We start from the raw sequence: 19749 nt of genomic DNA, 5'->3' as shown, positions 1-19749 counted from the left end.
GCGCCCTCTCAAAATCCGTCGATGACAGTGCTGGAACTACCGGGCTTCATGCACCTTGGAGATCAGGCCGCTCGTAATGCCGACGAGCAGGAAGTTGTTCTTGATGCGAACCCAATGATAGCCGCGCGGCGGCGTCGACAGCTGCAAGGCGCGATAGTCGATTTCCACCGCACGACGCCGATCAGAAGCCGACAAACGCCGCCCCTTCACCCAGCCGCCCTTGCGCACGACGACCTTCTTCTTCACCACCTCCTTCTCGGCAGCGACGGCTTGCTTGCCGGCTGGCGCCGGCTTGACTTGCGCTGTCGCAGCGAACGGCATCGCCAGGATGGACACCGTAAGAAGGACGGTGAAGATTTTTCTCATTGGTGTTTCCTCATTTCAGAATCTGTGCGCACTCTTATCGTGACAAACATGAAACGAATCTGACAGTCGAATTACAATTCGGCAATGAAGACGATAGCTTACAGCCTTTGCTGCACATCGCAGCGAGCCATCGCACCCTTACAGTTCATCGTAGTTGAACCAGTCAAAATCCGCCGTCTTTGCCCGGCCTGACGTATCGAAGGCAAACATGCCGACGAAGGCGCCGGTGAAGGATCCGTGTTCGCCGCGCCCGCCCTCATCGGAGATGACGCCGGCGTCGAGCACCGGTCCGATCGCTTGCCACGCGCCCATGCCTTCCGCCTGCCAGAAGAACTGCAAATCATTGTCATGCACTTCCATGGCAAGCTGTATCCGTCCGTCCGGCACGGCTACACCGCCCGCGATCGGAAAGCTCAAGCGACCGTTCGGATAGTCTCCTGGGCAGGTCAGGATAGTGACACAGCGACCGAGCTTCTCATGCAGGGTTACGGCAATGGCGTGCAGCTTGAAGCGATTGTAGTAATGCGTCAGGCCGGCAACCTGCTGATAGGTATCGGGCTCGAAGTCGATGACGGTCTCGGCGCGGAAATTATGATGCTCCTGCCGGCGTGCCACAAGCGACTGCTCGAACCAGGAGCCGATGCTTTCACGGGCGAAAAGCCGCAAATGGCCGGGACGCTCCGTCACGCTGAAGATGCGCTCCGGCTGCGGCGTGCGCAGCCACTGGAAATCCGCCGGAAGTGTGCGCTCGTCGAAATTATAGCCGCTGCGGTGGGGCTTCTCGATGCGTCGGGCGCCATTCAGGCCAGCGACCTCGACATCGGGCACGCTGGTACCGTTCTCAAGATAGAGCCAGCCATCCTCTTTCCAAACACATTTCTGCAGGGCGGTCTCGCGACCGAGTGTGCAGCGTCGATGCGGTGGCAAAGGCCGGCCGCAAAGATGCGTATGATAGAACTGGCCATCCTGCGTCTCGACATATTGGCCGTGACCGGCACGCTGCAAGACCGCTTCCGGACGATCCTTCGAGGTGATCAGGTATAGGTTCGGATGCAGTTCGTAAGGGCCGGCGATGTCGCGGGAACGCGCCATGGTTACCGCGTGATCGTAGCCGGTGCCGCCTTCCGCCGTGGTCAAGTAGTACCAGCCGTCACGCTTGAAGAGATGCGGCCCCTCGACCAACCCCAGCTCCGTGCCTGCAAAGATGTTCCTGATTGGGCCTTTCAGGGATTTCGCCGCCGAATCCCATTCCTGCAGCAGGATACCGTCGAAAGCCGGCGTCTTCGGTGAGCCGCCATAGCTCTCTGTGCGATGGTTCCACTGCATGTTGACGAACCACTTGCGTCCGTCATCATCGTGGAACAACGAGGGATCGAAGCCCGAGGAATTCACATAGGCCGGCTCGGACCATTCGCCTTCGATGGTCGGTGACGTCACGATGTAATTATGGGCATCCTTGAAGTTGCCGTCGTAGCGCTTCACATCGGTGTAGACGAGCCAAAACTGACCGTCCGCATGGGAGAGGCAAGGCGCCCAGATGCCGCAGCTGTCGGGCTCGCCGCGCATGTCGAGCTGCGACGCGCGCTCGAGCGGCCGCCTGACGAGCGTCCAGTTCACCAGATCACGCGAATGATGGATCTGCACGCCGGGATACCATTCGAAGGTCGAGGTAGCGATATAATAGTCCTCGCCGACACGGCAGATGGACGGATCGGGGTTGAACCCCGGCAGGATTGGATTGCGGATCATGAAGCTCCCTCCTCCAGAGACCACGATAAGCACCGGCAAAAGCAAAAACGCCCGGAAACCAGTTCCGGGCGTTTCAGATGATCAGTCCCTCTCAGCCGACTTGGCCCAGAGATTGACGTCAGCCTCCTTGGCGTAGATGTCGATCTGCTTCAGCTCTTCTGCCGTGAACTCGCGATTGTCGAGCGCCTTGACGCAATCGACAATCTGCGACGAGCGGCTGGCGCCGATCAGAGCGGAAGTGATGCGGCCGCCGCGCAGAACCCAGGCGATCGCCATCTGGGCCAGCGTCTGGCCGCGCTTCTCGGCGATCTCGTTGAGCTTTCTTATATTGTCGATGATCGACGGGCGGATGAAGTCGCGCTTCAGGAAGTGGTTCTGGGCTGCACGGCTATCGTCCGGAATGCCGCCCAAATACTTCGTCGTCAGCATGCCTTGTGCCAGCGGCGAGAAGACGATGGAGCCGATGCCGAGATCTTCGAGCGTCTCCACCAGACCGTCATCCTCGACCCAGCGATTGAGCATGGAGTAGCTCGGCTGATGGATCAGGCATGGCGTGCCGAGATCTTTGAGGATCGCTGCAGCCTCGCGCGTGCGCTGCGAGTTGTAGGAGGAAATGCCGACATAAAGCGCCCTGCCCGAGCGGACGATATGATCGAGCGCGCCGCAGGTTTCTTCGAGCGGCGTATCGGGATCGAAGCGGTGCGAATAGAAGATATCGACATAGTCGAGACCCATGCGCTTCAGGCTCTGGTCGCAGGAGGCGATCAGATACTTGCGGCTGCCCCATTCGCCATAGGGACCCGGCCACATGTCGTAGCCTGCCTTGGAGGAGATGATCAGTTCGTCGCGCAGACCGGCGAAGTCGGTGCGCAGGATCTCGCCAAAGGCAGTCTCTGCGCTGCCGGGAGGCGGCCCGTAATTATTCGCGAGGTCGAAATGGGTAATGCCGAGGTCGAAAGCCGTGCGGCACATGTCGACCTTGCGATCGTGCGGCGTGTCGCCGCCGAAATTGTGCCAAAGCCCCAGCGAAACGGCCGGCAGCTTCAGACCGGAACGGCCGGTTCTGTTGTACTTCATTTTCGAATAGCGATCGGATGCCGGTTGCCAGGCCATGGTGGAATTCCTTCGAGATGAAAAAGCGCGCGGGTTGGTCACCCGCGCGCAAACTAGCTTTTATTGCGCTTACTTCAAGAGTGCCTGCGCTTCTTCAATGCCAAGGGCTGCAGGCTGCGTGCAGGTCGTGGTCAGATCGATGAAACGGCCTTCCTCGCCGGACTTCAGGATCGAGGTCATGACATCGACGCCGTGCAGGGTGCGGTCGAGCGAGCAACGCGCATCGCGCCCGTCGATCAGCGATGCTGCCATATCGGCAAGGCCAGCGGTGCGATAGTTGGCGCGCGAGCCGTTCGGGCTTTCCTGATTGACGATGCCGAAAGGATGCGCCCAATTTTCCAGCGGCTTGATGTCTTTGTCGCGGCCGCTCGCCTCGACGATGCCGCCGAAGAAATTCGGATCGGGCACATAGAGCGAGCCTTCGGTGCCGTAGAGCTCCATATTGGCATGGCGATGAGACCAGACATCCCAGCTTGCCGTCAACGTGATCCGCGCACCGCTGACGAATTCCAGCAATGCTTGGATCGTCGTCGGCGTCTTCACCGGGATGATCTCGCCATTGCGCGGCTGGCTGGTGATGGTGCGGGTCGGCGACGCCATCGAGGTCATCGCACCCACTCGCTTCACCGGACCGATCAGGTTGATCAGATTGGCAACGTAGTACGGGCCGAGATCGAGGATCGGGCCGCCGCCGGGCAGGAAGAAGAAGTCCGGGTTCGGATGCCACATTTCCATGCCTGGGCTCATCACATGGCAAGACCCAGAGGTGATGCGGCCGATGCCACCGTCATCGATGAATTTGCGGGCGAGCTGATGGGCGCCGCCGAGGAAGGTGTCCGGAGCGCAGCCGACAGCCAGCCCCTTTTCCTTGGCGATGCGGCGCAGCTCCTCACCCTGCTCCAGCGTGAGCACGAGCGGCTTTTCGGAATAGACGTGCTTGCCCGCCTCGAGGATGCGCTTGGAAACCGGGAAATGCGCATCCGGGATGGTCAGGTTGACGATGACGTCAAGCTCGTCATTGGCGAGCAGTTCGTCAATGGTCTGGGCCTTGACCTTGTATTCCTCGGCGCGCGCGCGCGCCGCATCCATGTTGATATCCGCGCAGGCCAGCACCTTCAGGCCCTTGAAGAGCGGTGAGAGCGAGAAGTAGGTGGTTGAGATGTTGCCGCATCCGATGATACCGACGCCAAGTTCCTTAGTCATGTGGAAGTGCCTCAAAAGCTCTTGAAGGATGCGATGGAGCGGGTGATCAGGCGATCGACGTCGCTCGGATTGTCGTGTTCGACGATGAAGTGCTTGGCCTTGGTGCCGGCGAGCGCCTTGAGCAGCTTTGCCCACGGAACCGTGCCGTGGCCAACATCGGCCCAGCCGTCTTCGTTCTTGTTCTCGCCAACCGGCGCAATGTCCTTGACGTGAACGGCGGTGATACGCGGACCGAGCTTTTCGATCCAGGCGAAGGGATCGCCGCCGCCACGGACGACCCAGGCGATATCTGCTTCCCAGGAAATATCCGGTGCAGCTTCAAAGATCTGCTCGATTGGTAGCGAGCCGTCCGCCTGCTTGACGAATTCGAAGTCGTGGTTGTGCCAGCCGAATTCGAAGCCCGCATCCTTGTAGGGCTTGCTCATTTCATGCAGGCGCTTGCCGAAAGTGCGCCAGCCGGCGGCATCGGTCGGACGCTGATCGGCAGCGATATGCGGCGCGTAGATCGAATCCATGCCAAGGACCTTGCCGATGGTGAGCGACTTCTGCACTTCGCCGTCAAGGAAGTCCGGGCTGAAATGGCCGCTTGCCATCCGCAGGCCGTTCCTGTCGAGTTCCGCGCGCAGGCTCTTGAGGCCCGTCTCGTCGAGATCGGCATAAATGCCGCCAAAGCCTTCCACTTCGGCATAGCCGGCCTTGCCGAGCTTTACAAAGATCTCCGAATAGGGCTGGAAATTGCGGGCGCTATAAAGCTGAAATCCAAGTTTCGTCATCGATACTCCTCCAATGGCCTCCGGGCCGTCTGTCCTGGGCTTGTGGCCCCGAAAGCGCCGCCGATGCGGCGCGATAGTTCAATCCATCAGCAAGGTGGCCGCCAGCTAGCTGTCCACCGACTGACTGGATTGCAAATCGTAGATGCGGAATGCAGGGGCGCCACCTGCAATGGGTTTGGCCGGCGTGAAAACGATGCGGCGGCTCTCGCCGGCGGCAAGATCGAAGGCGTTGTCGGAATAACGTCCCTCGATTTCGCTCTCGATCATCACGAACAGCGCAAGTCCCTTTGCGGTGACGGTGAGCTCCACTGTCCCGTTTTCCTCCTTCTCCTCCCTCAGCACCGTCAGACCGGCAGGCTGAAGCTCGAGCGCCTTGTAGGTGCCGTGGACATAATGCCCCTCGCCGCCCATGCCGTTCGATGCGGTGAAACGCCACGCCAGCAGGCAATCCGCCGGTATCTGGTCCGCATCGATCGACAAGGCCGTGACAGCCGCATCCGTCGTACAGGCGGCATGCGCCGTGCTGAGCGGCACCCGCTCGCCATTGAGCTTCAAGAGCGAGACGGAGATATCGGCCGTGACATCCGCATTGGTGTCGTTGACCAGAGAGAAGCGGATCGTCTTGCTGTCTTCGGAGGGAATGGCCGCAACAGATACTGGCTGGAAGAAGCGCCGCACCAGATAATGCATCACCTTCCACCGGCCACCGTAATCCAGGCTGGACCAAGAAGCCACTGGCCAGGTGTCGTTGAGCTGCCAGTAGATGGTGCCCATGCAATGAGGCTTCAGCGACCGCCAATATTCCACCGCCGTCTTGATCGCGAGGCCCTGCTGGACCTGGCTCAAATAGACGAAATTCGGAAAGTCCTTCGGGAAACGGAAATAGCGGAACATCGTGCCGGCAATCCGCTCGTTGCCGCCGGCATTTTTCTGGTGCAGCTCCATGACCGGAGAGGCGATATTCATATCCTTCGCCTCGGCATAGGTCTTGATAACAGGCAGCGAGGTGTAGGACTGGAAGCCGAACTCCGAGCAGAAGCGCGGCTGCACGGTGCGATAATTGTCGAAAGACTTATTTTCGTGCCAGACCGACCAGTAATGCATGTCGCCCGAGCCGTCGGCATGCCATGCGTCGCCGAAGTTGAGATAGCCCGAAGCCGGGCTCGACGGCCACCAGATCGCGTCCGGCAGCGCCTTCTTCATCGCCTTCTCGATCGTCCTGTTCAGGCGATCATAGGAGACGAGGTAGCGATCACGGTCTTTGCGGGACTCCTCGAACCAGGTAAGCGCGCCCACCAGTTCGTTGTCGCCGCACCAGAGAACGATGGACGGATGCGTCGCCAGACGGCGAACCTGATAGCCGACCTCCTCCTCGACATTTTCCAGGAAGTCACCCGTCGACGGATAGAGATTGCAGGCGAACATAAAGTCCTGCCACACCATGAGCCCCAGCCGGTCGCAGGTGTCGTAAAACCAGTCATGCTCATAGAAGCCGCCGCCCCAGACGCGGATCGCATTCATATTGGCGTCGACGGCCGATTGCAGCAGACCCTCGGTCGCGGCCGGGTTGGAGCGGGAAAACAGCGCATCGGCCGGAATCCAGTTTGCCCCGCGCGCAAAGATCTCACGACCATTGACCTTCAAAGCAAAACGGCTACCCGCCTCATCCTCGGTGGTAATCAACTCGACCGTGCGCAGGCCGATCTGCCGGGTGACGGTTTCAAAATTGGTTTCCACGGATAGGGCATAAAGCGCCTGCTCGCCATTGTCGGCCGGCCACCAGAGCTTGGGCTTGTCTATGTGGAAGAAGTGGGTGATCGACGTTTCGCCGGCATTGACGCCGACATCGAGACGCACCCGCTCATCATCGAGCATAAAATGGAGCTGCGCGATCCCGGTCCCCTTGGCAAACAACGCCACCGTCACCTTGAGGTCAACCGAGCCGTCGTCATTGTGAATCTGTTGAGTGACGAGATTTTCGATCCGGGCGATCTCAAGCTTCTTCAGCGCAACGGTGCCATAAAGACCAAGCGGCGCGATTGCGATGTTCCAGTCCCAGCCGAAGTGGCACTGCGGTTTGCGCAGCATGTTACCATTCGGAATCGGCGAATTGCCGGTGCTGTAGGGAATGTAGAACGGTTGCTTCGCCTGCAGGGCGGAGCCGGCCGAAATGCTTGAATGCAGGACGATGCGAAGGGTATTCTCGCCTGTCCTGAGCGCCTTCGAGACATCGGGACGATAGCGCTGGAAGCAGTTGTTCGCCTCCAGCACGAGCGCATCATTGACGTAGACGCTGGCGACCGTATCGAGATAATCGATGTCGAGATACCAGTCTCCGTCGACATCATCGAGCTTGAAGCTGCGCGTCAGCTCCCAGTCCTGCTTGGCGACCCATTGCACGACCTCTTCGTTGCGCGCGAAATAGGGGTCGGGAATAAGCCCTTCCGCATGCAGCGCGGAATGGACGTCACCAGGCAGAGACATGGACAGCGAATGATCGCTGTCGGGAGACGTCAGCCTCCATGACCCGGCCAGATCGATGGTGAAGTTATCATTGAGCGAAGACGACATCGGACCTCCCCGGACCGCTGTAGGTTGGAGGCGGTCAACCCGCCCCCGTGCATGGATCAAATTCTGAGTTCCGTCTGCGCATCAAAGAGCGATGCGAGAGACATGTCAAAGCCGAGTTTCACAGCCGAACCCGCGCCGAAACGTCTGGCGCCGTTGACGCGAACCGACATGGTATGGCCGGCATGCTTGAGCCACAGCAGATTGTCGGCCCCCATCGGCTCCTCGATATCGACGGTGGCATTGTGGATTTCAGCGCCGGACGCGGCTTCCTCGTTGACCTTGATGTGCTCGGGGCGGACGCCCAGCACGACCTTGCGGCCAGCATGCAACGCCTCACAGGACTTGTAGCCGTCGAGAGAAAACAGCACGTCATTGGTCGCGAACACGATCTTACCTTCGCGATTGGCCAGCTCTCCCCTAAGGAAGTTCATGGACGGCGATCCGATGAAGCCGGCCACGAAGAGATTGCGCGGCTCGTTATAGATCGTCGTGGGATCGTCGAGCTGCATGATGACGCCGTTCTTCATGATCGCGATGCGGTCAGCGAGCGTCAGCGCCTCGATCTGGTCGTGGGTGACGTAGATCATCGTGTTCTTCAACGACTGGTGCAGCCGCTTGATTTCCACACGCAGCTCCGAGCGCAACTTGGCATCGAGGTTCGACAGCGGTTCGTCGAAGAGGAAGACATCGACATCGCGCACTAAGGCACGGCCGATCGCGACGCGCTGGCGCTGGCCGCCCGAAAGCTCGGCCGGCTTGCGCTTCAAGAGCGGCTCGATCTGCAGGATTTCGGCAGCGCGCGCGATACGCTTGTTGATCTCGTCCTGCGGCACCTTGGCGACGCGCAGGCCGAAGGAGAGATTCTTCTCCACCGACATCTGCGGATAGAGCGCATAGGACTGGAACACCATGCCGATGCCGCGATCCTTGGGCTCTTCCCAGGTGACATTCTTGCCCTTGATGAAGATCTGCCCTTCGCTGATGTCGAGCAGGCCGGCGATGCAGTTGAGCAAGGTCGACTTGCCGCAGCCGGATGAGCCGAGGAGCACCAGGAACTCCCCGTCGTCGATTTCGAGATTGAGGTTTTTCAAAACACTGACCGCACCGAAATTCAGCGAAAGGTCTTTGATGGAAACGCTGCTGTTCATGGATCAACCCTTCACTGCGCCGGCGGCGATGCCCCGGACGAAGAGCCGTCCGGACACGAAATAGACGATAAGCGGCACCGCGCCAGTCAGGAGCGTTGCGGCCATGTTGACGTTGTATTCCTTCACGCCCTGCACGGCGTTGACGACGTTGTTGAGCTGCACGGTCATCGGATAGTTCTGCGTGCCGGCGAAAATCACGCCGAACAGGAAGTCGTTCCAGATGCCGGTGATCTGGATGATCATGCCGACGACGAAGATCGGCAGCGACATGGGCAGCATGATGCGCAGGAAGATCTGCCAGAAGCCCGCGCCATCGACGCGCGCCGCCTTGAAGAGTTCCGGCGGCAGCGAGGCGAAGTAGTTGCGGAACAGCAGCGTGTTGATCGGCATCCCGAAGATCGTATGCACAAGCACGATGCCGCCGAGCGTCGAGAACAGGTGAAGTTCGCGCAGCACCATGACGAGCGGATAGAGCATGACCTGATAGGGAATGAAGGCGCCGAACAGCAGGATCGTGAAGAAGACTTCCGATCCCTTGAAGCGCCAGTTGGCAAGCGCATAGCCGTTGACCGACGCAATGGCGATCGAGACGATGACGCTTGGAACGAGGATCTTCACCGAATTCCAGAAGCCGACCTGAATGCCGTGGCAGTAAAGCCCGGTGCATGCCTGCGACCAGGCTTTCACCCAAGGCTCGAAGGTAATCTCAACGGGTGGCGCGAAGATATTGCCCATGCGGATTTCAGGCATGCCCTTCAGCGAGGTGACGACCATCACATAGAGCGGCAGCAAATAGTAGAGCGCGGCCAGCCCGAGGATGCCGTAGAGCATGATCGTGCGCGGTGCGAAGCGGCGCTTGGGCTTAGCGCCCGAAGGTTCGATGGTAGCGGTAAGTGCCATGGGTTGCTTCCTCCCTTACCGGCGCTTCTGGCGGAACTCGTAGAGAGCCCACGGCACGACGAAGATGAACACGGTGACCAGCATGACCGTCGAGGCGGCAAGCGCCTGCCCGAGGTTCGAGCGCTGGAACATGAAATCATAGACATATTTGGCGGGCATTTCCGATGCGAAGCCCGGACCACCCGACGTCATGGCAACGACGAGATCGTAGACGCGCACAATGCCAGAGGCGACGATGACGAGCGTGGTGACGAAGACGCCGCGCATCATCGGAATGACGACGAAGATGTAGGTCCGCCAGGCCGGAATGCCGTCGACGCGGGCGGCCTTCCAGATCTCGCCGTCGATCCCGCGCAGGCCCGCGAGCATCAATACCATGACAAGCCCCGTACCCTGCCAGAGACCGGCGATGACGAGCGCATAAAGCACGGTCTTCTGATTGCCGAGCAGCGCGAAATTGAAGCCGGTGAACCCCATGTCCTGCATCAACTTCGGCAGCCCGAGCGACGGGTCGAGGATCCATTGCCAGACAAGGCCGGTCACGATGAAGGACAGAGCGAAGGGATAGAGAAAAATGGTTCGGAACGTGTTCTCGAAGCGGATCTTCTGATCCATCAGTACGGCCAGGAAAAAGCCGACGACGAAGGCGAAAACCAGACTGAGAACGCCGTATGTCGCGAGATTGCCGATGGAGACGTTCCAGCGATCGGTGCCCCATAGACGCTGATACTGCGACAATCCGACGAAGTTGGAACTGGGCAGCAGTTTGGAATCGGTGAACGAGTAGATGACGGTCCAGAGCGTGCAACCTACGAAGACGACGATTACCGTCAGCACCATCGGAATGGCGGCGATCTTTGCATTGAGATTGCGGAACAGACCAAGTGGCCGGACAGCGTTAGCCATCGATACCTCCGTTGGTGGCGTCACCGGGACAGGCAAGAACTCTCGCCTGTCCCAATGTCAGCCATCGCGATTGATAGGATGGTCGTCTGCTTACTGAGCCTGCTTGAAGATGGCGGTCTGCTTTTCGATCGCCTCGTCCACGGTCATCTTCGACGAGAAGAACTGCAGGCCGAGATCGGTCATCTGGCCGCGCGTATCGGGATCGATCAGCTGCGTCACGCCCGGCAGCACGTTGTCCGGGTTCTTCAGGATTTCCAGACCCTTCTTCATGCAGGAGCTGGCGGCGGTCAGATCGACATCGCCGCGAACAGGCAGAGAACCCTTGGCGAGGTTGAACTTGACCTGGGTTTCCTTGGAAACCAGCATGCTGGCAAGCTCGAGCTGCGCCTTGGTGATGTCCGGATTGCTGTTCTTCGGAAAATAGAAGCTGTCGCCACCGGTATCGAGCAGCGCATGGAATCCGAGGCCTGGCAAGCAATCATAGTCCTTGCCTGCAACCTGCTTCGCTACGCCGAACTCGCCCTGCGCCCAGTCGCCCATGATTTGGCCTGCAGCCTTGCCCGTAATGACCATGTTGGTGGCGACGTTCCAGTCGCGGCCGGAATAGCTGTCGTCGACCATGCCGCGAGCCTGTGCAAATGCATCCCAAACCTTGCGGTTCTCGGGGTTTTTGACCGCATCTGCGTTCTTCTTGTCGTAGATCGCCAGATAGGTCTCCTTGCCGCCGATGCCGACCTGCATGACGTTGCGGATACCGTCGACCTGCCATGGAGCGCCGGTCGCGAGCGGAACGATACCCTTTTCGCGCAGCTTCGGCGCATCGGCTGCAAACTCGTCCCAGTTCGCCGGCACCTTCATGCCGTTGTCTTCGAAGACGTGCCGATTGAGCCACAGCCACTGCCAGGAATGAATGTTGAGCGGCACGCAGAAGACGCGCCCTTGATAGGTGCACGAAGCCAGCAGGCTCGCCGGACGAATGATATCCTTCCAGTGCTCTTTTTCGGCGAGATCGGTCAGGTCCGTCATCAGGCCGGCCTTGACCAGCTCTTCGGCGTCGCGACCCGTATTGAGCTGCGTTGCGCCCATCGGATTGCCGCCCAGAATACGGCTGACGATCAAGGGCGTAGCCGTCGAACCGGATCCGGCAATCGCGCCGTCGACCCAGTGATTGTCGCCCAAACCATTGTACTGTTCGGCCAAAACCTTCACCGCGGCTGCTTCGCCGCCCGATGTCCACCAATGCGTTACCTCAAGATCGGTCGCATTTGCGGAAAAGGCTGGAATAGCGACAGATGCGAGCAAAGCGGCAGCCATCAAACGAATATTCATGAGTTCTCCTCCCTCACTGAAACGTTGCCGGAAAAACCTAGTCGAATCATTTTCGGTGCGCAACCGCCTATCCGAAAATTTTTTCGACGCACGCAATTATACAACCCATAGAGGAAAATAGACTTGTGAAGAACACACATTCGCAGCTCCACCTTCAAGCGAAAACCCTGCGGGAGGCAGTATCAGTGATTTGATTTTTATAATAAAATACCTTTGAATACGTCACCCATCCCATCGCCTTGCCATCGGGGACGGGAAAATCTTCGAAAAAGCAGACCGATACAACCAGGAAGTATTACTCCGGCAAGTCGTCATAAAATAGCACTCGACAATCGAACTGTATCGTTACAGTTTTTATCACTGACGATGGAGCGATCGCATTGCATCTATGCTTGCGGCGCAAGCATGAGCAATATAAGCGGATTGGTCGCGGGAGGCGGCCGGGAGGCGAGCTTGGACGAAATGGAAAATAAGAAGACTTCAGCGAGCGGCACGCAGCAGACGGCACCGGAGCGGCCGACGCTCAAGACGATCGCCTTCATGACCGGGCTTGGCATTACCACGGTATCCCGCGCATTGAAGGATGCCCCCGATATCGGTGCCGAGACCAAGGAACGCGTGCGCATGGTCGCCCGGCAGTTGGGCTACCAGCCGAACCGCGCAGGCGTACGCCTGCGAACCGGCAAGACCAACGTCATCGCTCTGGTTTTGAGCATCGACGAGGAAATCATGGGCTTCACCAGCCAGATGGTCTTCGGCATTTCCGAGGTTCTGGCGGGCACGCAATACCATCTGGTCATCACGCCGCATTCCCACAGCAAAGATCCGCTGGTGCCGGTGCGCTATATTCTCGACACCGGTTCGGCCGACGGCGTCATCATATCGCGCACGGAGCCGGATGATCCGCGCGTTCGCGTTATGCATGAACGCGGACTGCCGTTCGCCACGCATGGACGCACGGATATGGGTATCGTCCACCCCTTCCATGATTTCGACAACGAAGCCTTTACTCACGAGGCCGTGCGCGCACTTGTCGCCAAGGGGCGGCGTCGCCTGGCCCTGCTACAACCAGCCAGCAAGCTGACCTATTATTCGCATACCCGTATCGGCTTCCAGATCGGCCTTCATGAGTACGGCGCCGAGGAGATCCCGCTCAGGGTGACGACGGACGCGCCGCTTGCCGATATCAGGGACAGCGTGGAAGCATTGATGCGCTCCTCCCATCCGCCCGACGGTATCGTCTGTTCCAGCGGCGCCGGCGCCATCGCCGTCAACGCCGGCATCGAGGCGGCTGGTTTCCGCCTCGGCCGCGACATCGACATGGTCGCCAAGCAATCGACCGACGTGCTGAACTGGATCCGCCCGGAGATTATCACGATCTACGAGGACGTCCGTCAGGGCGGCCGTGAGCTGGCCAAGTCGATCATCGCCCGAATCGACGGCATAGAGCCGGAACTGCTGCAAAGCATCAGCTCGCCTGTCTGGCCGAAGAGCTGATGGCAAAAGCCCGCCGGATTTCTCCGACGGGCCTTTTTCTCAAAATCACATAGGACTGTTTTCTCAGCCCTGAGCGCCGCTGCCCCATGGGCCGTGGTGGATGTCCTTGCCGTCGACACGATCGAAGCCGTGCGCGCCGAAGAAGTCGCGCTGGGCCTGGATCAGGTTGGCGGTGCCGCGTGCCTGACGATAGGCATCGAAGTAAGTGAGCGCCGAAGCCAACGCCGGAACCGGCAGGCCGGCAGCAGTCGCAGCCGAAACGATGCGGCGCAGCGACGGGATCGATTCCTTGACCATCTCGGCAAAGGCCGGCGTGACGATCAGGTTCGCCGCATCCGGAGTCTTGGTGAAGGCGCTGGTGATCTCGTCGAGGAACTGCGAGCGGATGATGCAGCCGGCACGCCAGATCTTGGCGATGACGGGCATCGGTAGCGACCAGTTGAACTCCTTCGAAGCCTCCGCCATCACAGCAAAGCCCTGCGCATAAGCGCCGATCTTGGCGGCAAACAGCGCAAGCTCCAGATCCTTCAGCAGCTCAGGGCCGAAAGCGATCGGGAATTTATAGTCCGGCGTACCGAAGATCTTTTCGGCAGCTTCGCGCTCGCTCTTAAGGGCCGACAGGCTGCGCGCGGCAACGGCTGCCTCGATCGCGGTTGCCGGAATACCCATGTTCTGGGCTTCGATGGCAGACCACTTGCCGGTGCCCTTCTGGCCGGCCTTGTCGAGGATGACGTCGGGCATGGCGCTGCCGGTTGCCGGGTCCTTGGCGGCGAGAACCTTTTCGGTGATCTCGATCAGATAGGAATTCAGGCGGCCCTTGTTCCAGTCGCCGAAGATCGAGCTGATAGCGGCGGCACTCTTGCCGAGACCATCGCGCAGAATGCCGTAGATTTCGGCGATCATCTGCATGTCGGCATATTCGATGCCGTTGTGGATCGTTTTGACGAAATGGCCGGCACCGTCATTGCCGAGCCAGGCAACGCACGGATCGTCATTGTACTTGGCCGCAATCGACGTCAGCACCTTCTCGACGCGCTTGTAGGAGTCCTCCGTGCCGCCGACCATGATCGACGGTCCATGGCGTGCACCTTCCTCGCCGCCGGAAACACCCATGCCGATGAAGGTAAGGCCAGTGTCCTTGAGGCGGTCGAAGCGGGCGATCGTATCGCGGAAATTGGCGTTTCCGGCGTCGATCATGATATCGCCCTTGTCGAGATAGGGCTGCAACGCCGCCATCTGCTGGTCGACCGGCTCGCCGGCCTTGATCATGATGATGATCGGCCGCGGCGGACGGATCGCCTCCACAAACTCCTCGATCGTCTTGCAAGGGATGATCTTGTCCTTGAGCGCGCCCGCATTGGCGTAGAATTCATCCGTCACCTGCGGCGTACGGTTGAACACTGCGATCTTGTTGCCTTTTTCGGCGATGTTGAGCGCCAGATTCGATCCCATCACCGCGAGACCAATCAGCCCGATTTCTGCCTTTTCCACGACAATCCTCCAGTGAGTCGTTGGCTGCGCCGACCCATTCCGGAGATTCGGAGGACGCAACCACTTCCGATTTGACGCAATACCGCCGACGCTTGGCGCGACCGGCGAAAGCCCTGCGTTAGGGGTGTTGTTACACTCCGAACGGAAAACGGCAAGCCTCCGCGGGCCGTGAGCGGTTCGCTTTGCAGGACTGTGCAAGAATGTTGCGGAAATCGCCATTCAGCCGCTTCAGAGCCTGCGCCTGCTTCGCCGACCGAAACTCCGTTCTGAACGATATAGAGGAGGAAACCACCATGTCGACCGCAAGTGCAAAGATCGTGTATGTGTCGATCCCTAGCAATTGAAGAGGCCTGCGGAAGAAAGATACGCAACGCCCGAACAGGCTCCGCCACCCGAACCATTTCGGCGTGATCGACGATTGGATGAGGCGGTAACCCTCCCCGCATAGCCACAATGCTTCAGGCATTGCCGCCGATGGCAAAAGCTAAGAAGCAATCTTCGCCAAGCGCTTCTACAGCGAGCGCAGCGTCCAGTCGACAAGCTCGCCCGTCACGCCCGCAAATGCCGAATCGAGCGCCTTCACGAAGTCCGGATTGCTGCTGCCGCTGACGGGCACGACTTTGCGGAAGACGTTCTGTGCCTTCACAGTGCCCGTGCGGTCGTTCAGGATTTTCTCCGAGATTTCAACAACCGCTGTCTTCTGGCCACGCGACGCATTGACTTCGAAGGAGCGGATGTCCGTCACGATCTGATAATCGATCGCCAGTCCCTGCCCCGGAACCCCGACGCCGCCGAGCTTGCCGGTATTCTCAAATGCTTCCGCCAGCTTGGACTGGACCATCTTGCTCAGCTTGTCACTCCATTGCGACTTGCCGAGATACTGGATTTCCGAGGACGAAACGCGAATGACGATCTGGTTGCTGTCGAGCGCCTGCAACGCTGTCGGTTGAGGGATCAGGATCTGCATGCTCTTGGCCGAAGGCCCGTTCACCTTCGCCGACCCCGAGAGATCATAGGTATCGTTGTGGCCGGAGGTACCACAGCCTCCGAGCAAGGCTGCGAGCAACGGCAACGCAATCACGGCCTTCCACATCTGACGACGCTCACTCGATACGCAACCGACCATATTTCGCTTATCCCCTGGAGACCAGATCTCGCTATTCATCAACGCCGCGCGCGGCCGTCATATGTCTTCACCGTATCGCCACCGAACAGCAGTCGTTGCGGGTTACGGTCGAAATTACTGATAGTCGTGTTCAGATTGTCAACCGTACCGCGCATATCGTTGATAAGCGTCTGGGCATCGCGCAGACCGCCGCTCGAGAACTTCTGCAGATTGTCGGCAATCGGTCCGATACGCGAATTGAGATTGTCTGCCACCTTCTTGAAGGATTCGAGCGTATCCTTCGCCTCGGCGAACAACGATTTCGTGCTGTCGTCGCCGAGCAGCGAATTGACCTTGGTCAGGATCCCGTCGACCTTGCCGGATGCCGAATTGAGTTTGGTGGAAATATCACGCGCGTTGGCAATCGTCTGATCGATATCCTGCTGATGCGCCGCGACCGAACTGGCCACATCGCGGATGGAGGCAACAGCCGTACGCGCCTGCTTCGTCACGTCGGCAATGTCGTCGACCGATCCCTTGATCTTGGCCGGGTCGATCTGCGCGACGATCGCATCGACGCGATCCAGGGTCTTTTGCGCGTTCTGCCCGAAGGTCGTGTAGGTATCGGCCGTCTGCTTGAAGCTCGCAATGGTCGCCTTCAGGTCAGTCGTCGCGTCGGCAACGTTGGCCGTAATGCGGTCGGCATTGGCAATGACGTCATTGACCTTCTGGGCATCGACGGCACGCACCAGCTTCTCGACTGCGTCCAGGGTCGAATCGACGCGTGTCGAAACGGTCTTGAACGTATCGGAGAGCTGCCCGACGCTCGCCAGGAATTTGTCGATATTGTCGGAATTGTCAGCAATCGCCTTGGAGAATTTCTGCGCATTGCGCACCGTATCGGTGAGCGGCCCGCGTGAATCCGAGACGAACCCCTGAATGTCGCCGATCGTGTCGTTGGCGCGGTTCAGGATCTTGTCGGCCGTCGTCAGCAGGTTCGTGACGCTGGATTGATCGGCGAGAAGCACCGCTCGCTTGCCCGTATCGATAGAGCGTTTCAGAATGTTTTCGTCGCCATTGCGGCCGCCGGAAAGCTCGATGTAAGCAGCCCCGGTCAGGCCCTGGATCTCAAGGATGGCTTTGGTCGATGTGTAGACCGGCGCATCGGCGCGGACCTGCGTGAAAGCCAGCGAATAGTTGGGATCGTCCGCGTCGATCGACAGCCCCTGCACCGAACCGACCTGAATACCGTTGAAGCGCACTGGCGAGCCGACGCTCAAGCCGTTTGCCGAGCCGGGAATACGGACGACGAGTTCGACCATCGGGCCGCCGCGGCCATACTCGGCCATCCAGTAGACGAAACCGAAGGCGGCCGCGATGACAAGCAGCGTGAAGAACCCGACGATCGTATAATTGGCTTTGGTTTCCATAATCTCCAGTCACTTCTCGCGGCTGTGGGCGCTTGCGCCTTTGTCGTCGCTACGGCCTCTGATGTCCTCCCGCGGCACGATCGAACGTGCGCGCTTGCCCCTGAAGTAGGATTGCACCCAGGGATCATCACAGGCGAGCATGTCCTCAACCGTACCTTCCACCAATACCCGCTTCTGTCCGAGAACGGCAATACGGTCGCAGACGGAAAACAGGCTGTCGAGGTCGTGAGTCACCATATAAACGGTCAGGCCGAGCGTGTCGCGCAGCTTGGCGATCAGCTCGTCGAATTCTGTTGCACCGATGGGATCGAGCCCTGACGTCGGCTCGTCGAGGAAAACAAGGTCGGGATCGAGCGCCAATGCCCTGGCGAGCGCGGCGCGCTTGATCATGCCGCCGGAAAGCTCGGAGGGGTATTTGTCGGCGGCGTCGGCAGCGAGACCCACCATGCGGATCTTCATCAGCGCCAGCTCGTCCATCATCTCCTTCGGCAGGTCCAGATACTCGCGCATCGGCACCTGGATGTTCTCCTTCACCGTCAGCGAAGAAAACAGCGCTCCCTGCTGGAAGAGCACACCAAGACGCATGTCGAGCCGGTTGCGCTCATTCTCGTCGAGCTTGTCATAGTCCTCGCCGAGGATCTCGATCTTGCCGGAGCGCCGTGGCAACAGCCGCAGCACCGTGCGCAGCAGCACGGACTTGCCCGCGCCGGACGCGCCGACGAAGCCCAGGATTTCGCCGCGATAGATATTGAGGTTCAACTTGTCGAGGACGACTTTCGATCCGAAAGCGACGGTCACGTCCCGTGCCGACAGCACGATGTCCCTGCCATGCTCATCAGTTTCCAACGGGGTCTCCGAGTGAAGCGCGCTCATCCTTGCCATCCCTCAGAAATCGATCGCGGCATAGAACATGGCAAACAGCCCGTCCATCAGGATGACGACGAAGATCGACTTCACCACTGCCGAGGTTACGTGCTGGCCGAGCGATTCAGCGCTGCCGCCGACCTTTAATCCTTCGACAGCTGCGACGATACCGATCACCAGCGCCATGAACGGCGCCTTGATCATACCGGAAATCACAGTGGAAAGGCTGACCGCCTCATGCAGTCGCGAAATGAAGGTCGCGATGGTGATTCCGGAATAGCCCCAGGCAACCATCGCCGCACCGAAAAGCGAGGCGAAGTTGGCAATGATCGTCAGCAATGGCAGCGCAACCGTCAGCGCGACAAGACGCGGGAAGATCAGCACACCGACAGGGTTCAGGCCCATGACCTTCAGCGCATCCACTTCCTCGCGCATCTTCATGGAGCCGATCTCGGCCGTAATCGCGCTGCCGGACCGGCCGGCGATCATGATGGCGGTGAGAAGCACCCCGATTTCGCGCAATTGCAGGATGCCGACGAGATCGACGACGAAGACCTCGGCGCCGAAATAACGCAGCTGGAACGCGCCCTGCTGGGCGATGATCGCGCCAATCAGCGACGACATGAGCAGGATGATCGGAACGGCGCGCACTGCCATGTGGTCGATCTGGTTGACGATCGACGCCGGCGAGACGCCGCTGCCGCGTCCGAACTTCAGCTGCGCTCCCCTGACCGCCGAACCGAGAATGTACATCGCGGCAATCAGGTTGCCCCACAGGTCGTAGACATTCCTGCCGATAGGTGCCAACAACTTTTCGGCCAAGGATATTTGCGGCTTCGGTGCGGCGCGTTGCTCGCTTGCATCCTTATCGAAAGCGGTCAGCAATTCGTCGATATGCGGGTTGGAGCCGTCGATGGTCACGGTCGCTCCATGAGCTTCCTGACTCATCTTCAGCCGCCGGATCAGCAGCGCCCCTGCAGTGTCCACATCCGAGAGTGCGGAAAGATCGATGACGACATCGCCGCCGGCGCTGCGTTTCGAGAGTTGCTCGATCTGTCGCAGCACACCATGCACATTGGCGCTACGCCAATTACCCTCGAGCCGATAGCGATGCCCATGGCCATCACCCTCGTCATCGATCCTCGGTGCATCGGTTTTCTGTTCGGCTGCTTTCAAGCTCATGCGTCTTTCAGATCTGGCATCATCAATGTCGACTCGGATTGCCCGAACGACGCCGATGTTTAATACACCGACTGCACAGGAAATTGCTATGCCGCGCCGCGGCCAAGATATGGCACGGCTTT

16 protein-coding genes are annotated in these 19749 nt (G+C 59.4%); 1 reads left to right on the top strand and 15 read right to left on the bottom strand.

Annotated features, from left to right (window positions below):
• Positions 1-36: 36 nt before the first annotated feature.
• From GGD46_RS12180 to GGD46_RS12135, 10 genes are all read right to left on the bottom strand, one after another.
• Entirely contained in the window at positions 37-366 is a 330-nt protein-coding gene (locus GGD46_RS12180; protein WP_184704069.1) for an RcnB family protein, read from the bottom strand.
• A 138-nt stretch (positions 367-504) separates the two neighbouring features.
• On the bottom strand, positions 505-2115 hold the full coding sequence (locus GGD46_RS12175; RefSeq protein WP_184704067.1) for a glycoside hydrolase family 43 protein: 1611 nt from the start codon (positions 2113-2115) through the stop codon (positions 505-507).
• Positions 2116-2196: 81 nt separating this feature from the next.
• The gene (gene mgrA, locus GGD46_RS12170; RefSeq protein ID WP_184704065.1) at positions 2197-3228 is read right to left on the bottom strand and encodes an L-glyceraldehyde 3-phosphate reductase; all 1032 of its coding nucleotides are present in this window, start codon (positions 3226-3228) and stop codon (positions 2197-2199) included.
• 69 nt (positions 3229-3297) lie between these two features.
• The gene (locus GGD46_RS12165; protein ID WP_184704063.1) at positions 3298-4431 is read right to left on the bottom strand and encodes a Gfo/Idh/MocA family protein; all 1134 of its coding nucleotides are present in this window, start codon (positions 4429-4431) and stop codon (positions 3298-3300) included.
• An 11-nt stretch (positions 4432-4442) separates the two neighbouring features.
• Positions 4443-5204 carry a sugar phosphate isomerase/epimerase gene (locus tag GGD46_RS12160; RefSeq protein WP_184704061.1) on the bottom strand — a complete coding sequence of 254 codons (762 nt, stop codon included), beginning with the start codon at positions 5202-5204 and terminating at the stop codon, positions 4443-4445.
• Positions 5205-5309: 105 nt separating this feature from the next.
• Positions 5310-7775, bottom strand: a complete 2466-nt coding sequence (locus GGD46_RS12155) for a beta-mannosidase (RefSeq protein ID WP_184704059.1) — start codon at positions 7773-7775, stop codon at positions 5310-5312.
• A 56-nt stretch (positions 7776-7831) separates the two neighbouring features.
• Entirely contained in the window at positions 7832-8923 is a 1092-nt protein-coding gene (locus tag GGD46_RS12150) for an ABC transporter ATP-binding protein (protein WP_184704057.1), read from the bottom strand.
• A 3-nt stretch (positions 8924-8926) separates the two neighbouring features.
• Complete coding sequence (locus GGD46_RS12145) at positions 8927-9823, bottom strand: carbohydrate ABC transporter permease (RefSeq protein ID WP_184704055.1); 897 nt, start codon at positions 9821-9823, stop codon at positions 8927-8929.
• A 15-nt stretch (positions 9824-9838) separates the two neighbouring features.
• Positions 9839-10729: a carbohydrate ABC transporter permease gene (locus GGD46_RS12140; protein WP_184704053.1), complete on the bottom strand. Its 891-nt coding sequence runs from the start codon at positions 10727-10729 to the stop codon at positions 9839-9841.
• A gap of 90 nt (positions 10730-10819) precedes the next feature.
• A complete protein-coding gene (locus GGD46_RS12135; RefSeq protein WP_184704051.1) occupies positions 10820-12058 on the bottom strand; it encodes an ABC transporter substrate-binding protein in 1239 nt (412 codons plus the stop codon).
• 462 nt (positions 12059-12520) lie between these two features.
• On the opposite strand from GGD46_RS12135, the gene GGD46_RS12130 reads away from it, so the two are divergent.
• Positions 12521-13555, top strand: coding sequence for a LacI family transcriptional regulator (locus tag GGD46_RS12130; RefSeq protein WP_184704272.1), 1035 nt, complete (start codon positions 12521-12523; stop codon positions 13553-13555).
• A 63-nt stretch (positions 13556-13618) separates the two neighbouring features.
• Here the strand turns inward: GGD46_RS12130 and gndA are convergent, their stop codons facing one another.
• From gndA to GGD46_RS12105, 5 genes are all read right to left on the bottom strand, one after another.
• The gene (gene gndA, locus GGD46_RS12125; RefSeq protein WP_184704049.1) at positions 13619-15046 is read right to left on the bottom strand and encodes an NADP-dependent phosphogluconate dehydrogenase; all 1428 of its coding nucleotides are present in this window, start codon (positions 15044-15046) and stop codon (positions 13619-13621) included.
• A gap of 511 nt (positions 15047-15557) precedes the next feature.
• Positions 15558-16172 carry an ABC-type transport auxiliary lipoprotein family protein gene (locus tag GGD46_RS12120; RefSeq protein WP_184704047.1) on the bottom strand — a complete coding sequence of 205 codons (615 nt, stop codon included), beginning with the start codon at positions 16170-16172 and terminating at the stop codon, positions 15558-15560.
• 38 nt (positions 16173-16210) lie between these two features.
• Positions 16211-17581, bottom strand: coding sequence for an MlaD family protein (locus GGD46_RS12115; protein ID WP_184704045.1), 1371 nt, complete (start codon positions 17579-17581; stop codon positions 16211-16213).
• A 9-nt stretch (positions 17582-17590) separates the two neighbouring features.
• Positions 17591-18454, bottom strand: a complete 864-nt coding sequence (locus tag GGD46_RS12110) for an ABC transporter ATP-binding protein (RefSeq protein WP_184704043.1) — start codon at positions 18452-18454, stop codon at positions 17591-17593.
• 12 nt (positions 18455-18466) lie between these two features.
• Positions 18467-19627 (bottom strand): ABC transporter permease, encoded by a 1161-nt coding sequence (locus GGD46_RS12105; protein WP_184704041.1) that lies wholly within the window; start codon positions 19625-19627, stop codon positions 18467-18469.
• Between the last annotated feature and the right edge of the window lie 122 nt (positions 19628-19749).

Source organism: Martinezella lusitana, from assembly GCF_014207095.1.
GTDB classification, from domain to species: domain Bacteria; phylum Pseudomonadota; class Alphaproteobacteria; order Rhizobiales; family Rhizobiaceae; genus Rhizobium; species Rhizobium lusitanum_B.
This window is presented reverse-complemented; position numbering and strand designations above follow the sequence as displayed.

Excerpts from the sequence above, each read along its gene's own strand:
- GGD46_RS12180 (WP_184704069.1), bottom strand. The coding sequence starts at position 366 with ATGAGAAAAATCTTCACCGTCCTTCTTACGGTGTCCATCCTGGCGATG.
- GGD46_RS12175 (WP_184704067.1), bottom strand. The coding sequence starts at position 2,115 with ATGATCCGCAATCCAATCCTGCCGGGGTTCAACCCCGATCCGTCCATC.
- mgrA (WP_184704065.1), bottom strand. The coding sequence starts at position 3,228 with ATGGCCTGGCAACCGGCATCCGATCGCTATTCGAAAATGAAGTACAAC.
- GGD46_RS12165 (WP_184704063.1), bottom strand. The coding sequence starts at position 4,431 with ATGACTAAGGAACTTGGCGTCGGTATCATCGGATGCGGCAACATCTCA.
- GGD46_RS12160 (WP_184704061.1), bottom strand. The coding sequence starts at position 5,204 with ATGACGAAACTTGGATTTCAGCTTTATAGCGCCCGCAATTTCCAGCCC.
- GGD46_RS12155 (WP_184704059.1), bottom strand. The coding sequence starts at position 7,775 with ATGTCGTCTTCGCTCAATGATAACTTCACCATCGATCTGGCCGGGTCA.
- GGD46_RS12150 (WP_184704057.1), bottom strand. The coding sequence starts at position 8,923 with ATGAACAGCAGCGTTTCCATCAAAGACCTTTCGCTGAATTTCGGTGCG.
- GGD46_RS12145 (WP_184704055.1), bottom strand. The coding sequence starts at position 9,823 with ATGGCACTTACCGCTACCATCGAACCTTCGGGCGCTAAGCCCAAGCGC.
- GGD46_RS12140 (WP_184704053.1), bottom strand. The coding sequence starts at position 10,729 with ATGGCTAACGCTGTCCGGCCACTTGGTCTGTTCCGCAATCTCAATGCA.
- GGD46_RS12135 (WP_184704051.1), bottom strand. The coding sequence starts at position 12,058 with ATGAATATTCGTTTGATGGCTGCCGCTTTGCTCGCATCTGTCGCTATT.
- GGD46_RS12130 (WP_184704272.1), top strand. The coding sequence starts at position 12,521 with ATGGAAAATAAGAAGACTTCAGCGAGCGGCACGCAGCAGACGGCACCG.
- GGD46_RS12120 (WP_184704047.1), bottom strand. The coding sequence starts at position 16,172 with ATGGTCGGTTGCGTATCGAGTGAGCGTCGTCAGATGTGGAAGGCCGTG.
- GGD46_RS12115 (WP_184704045.1), bottom strand. The coding sequence starts at position 17,581 with ATGGAAACCAAAGCCAATTATACGATCGTCGGGTTCTTCACGCTGCTT.
- GGD46_RS12110 (WP_184704043.1), bottom strand. The coding sequence starts at position 18,454 with ATGAGCGCGCTTCACTCGGAGACCCCGTTGGAAACTGATGAGCATGGC.
- GGD46_RS12105 (WP_184704041.1), bottom strand. The coding sequence starts at position 19,627 with ATGAGCTTGAAAGCAGCCGAACAGAAAACCGATGCACCGAGGATCGAT.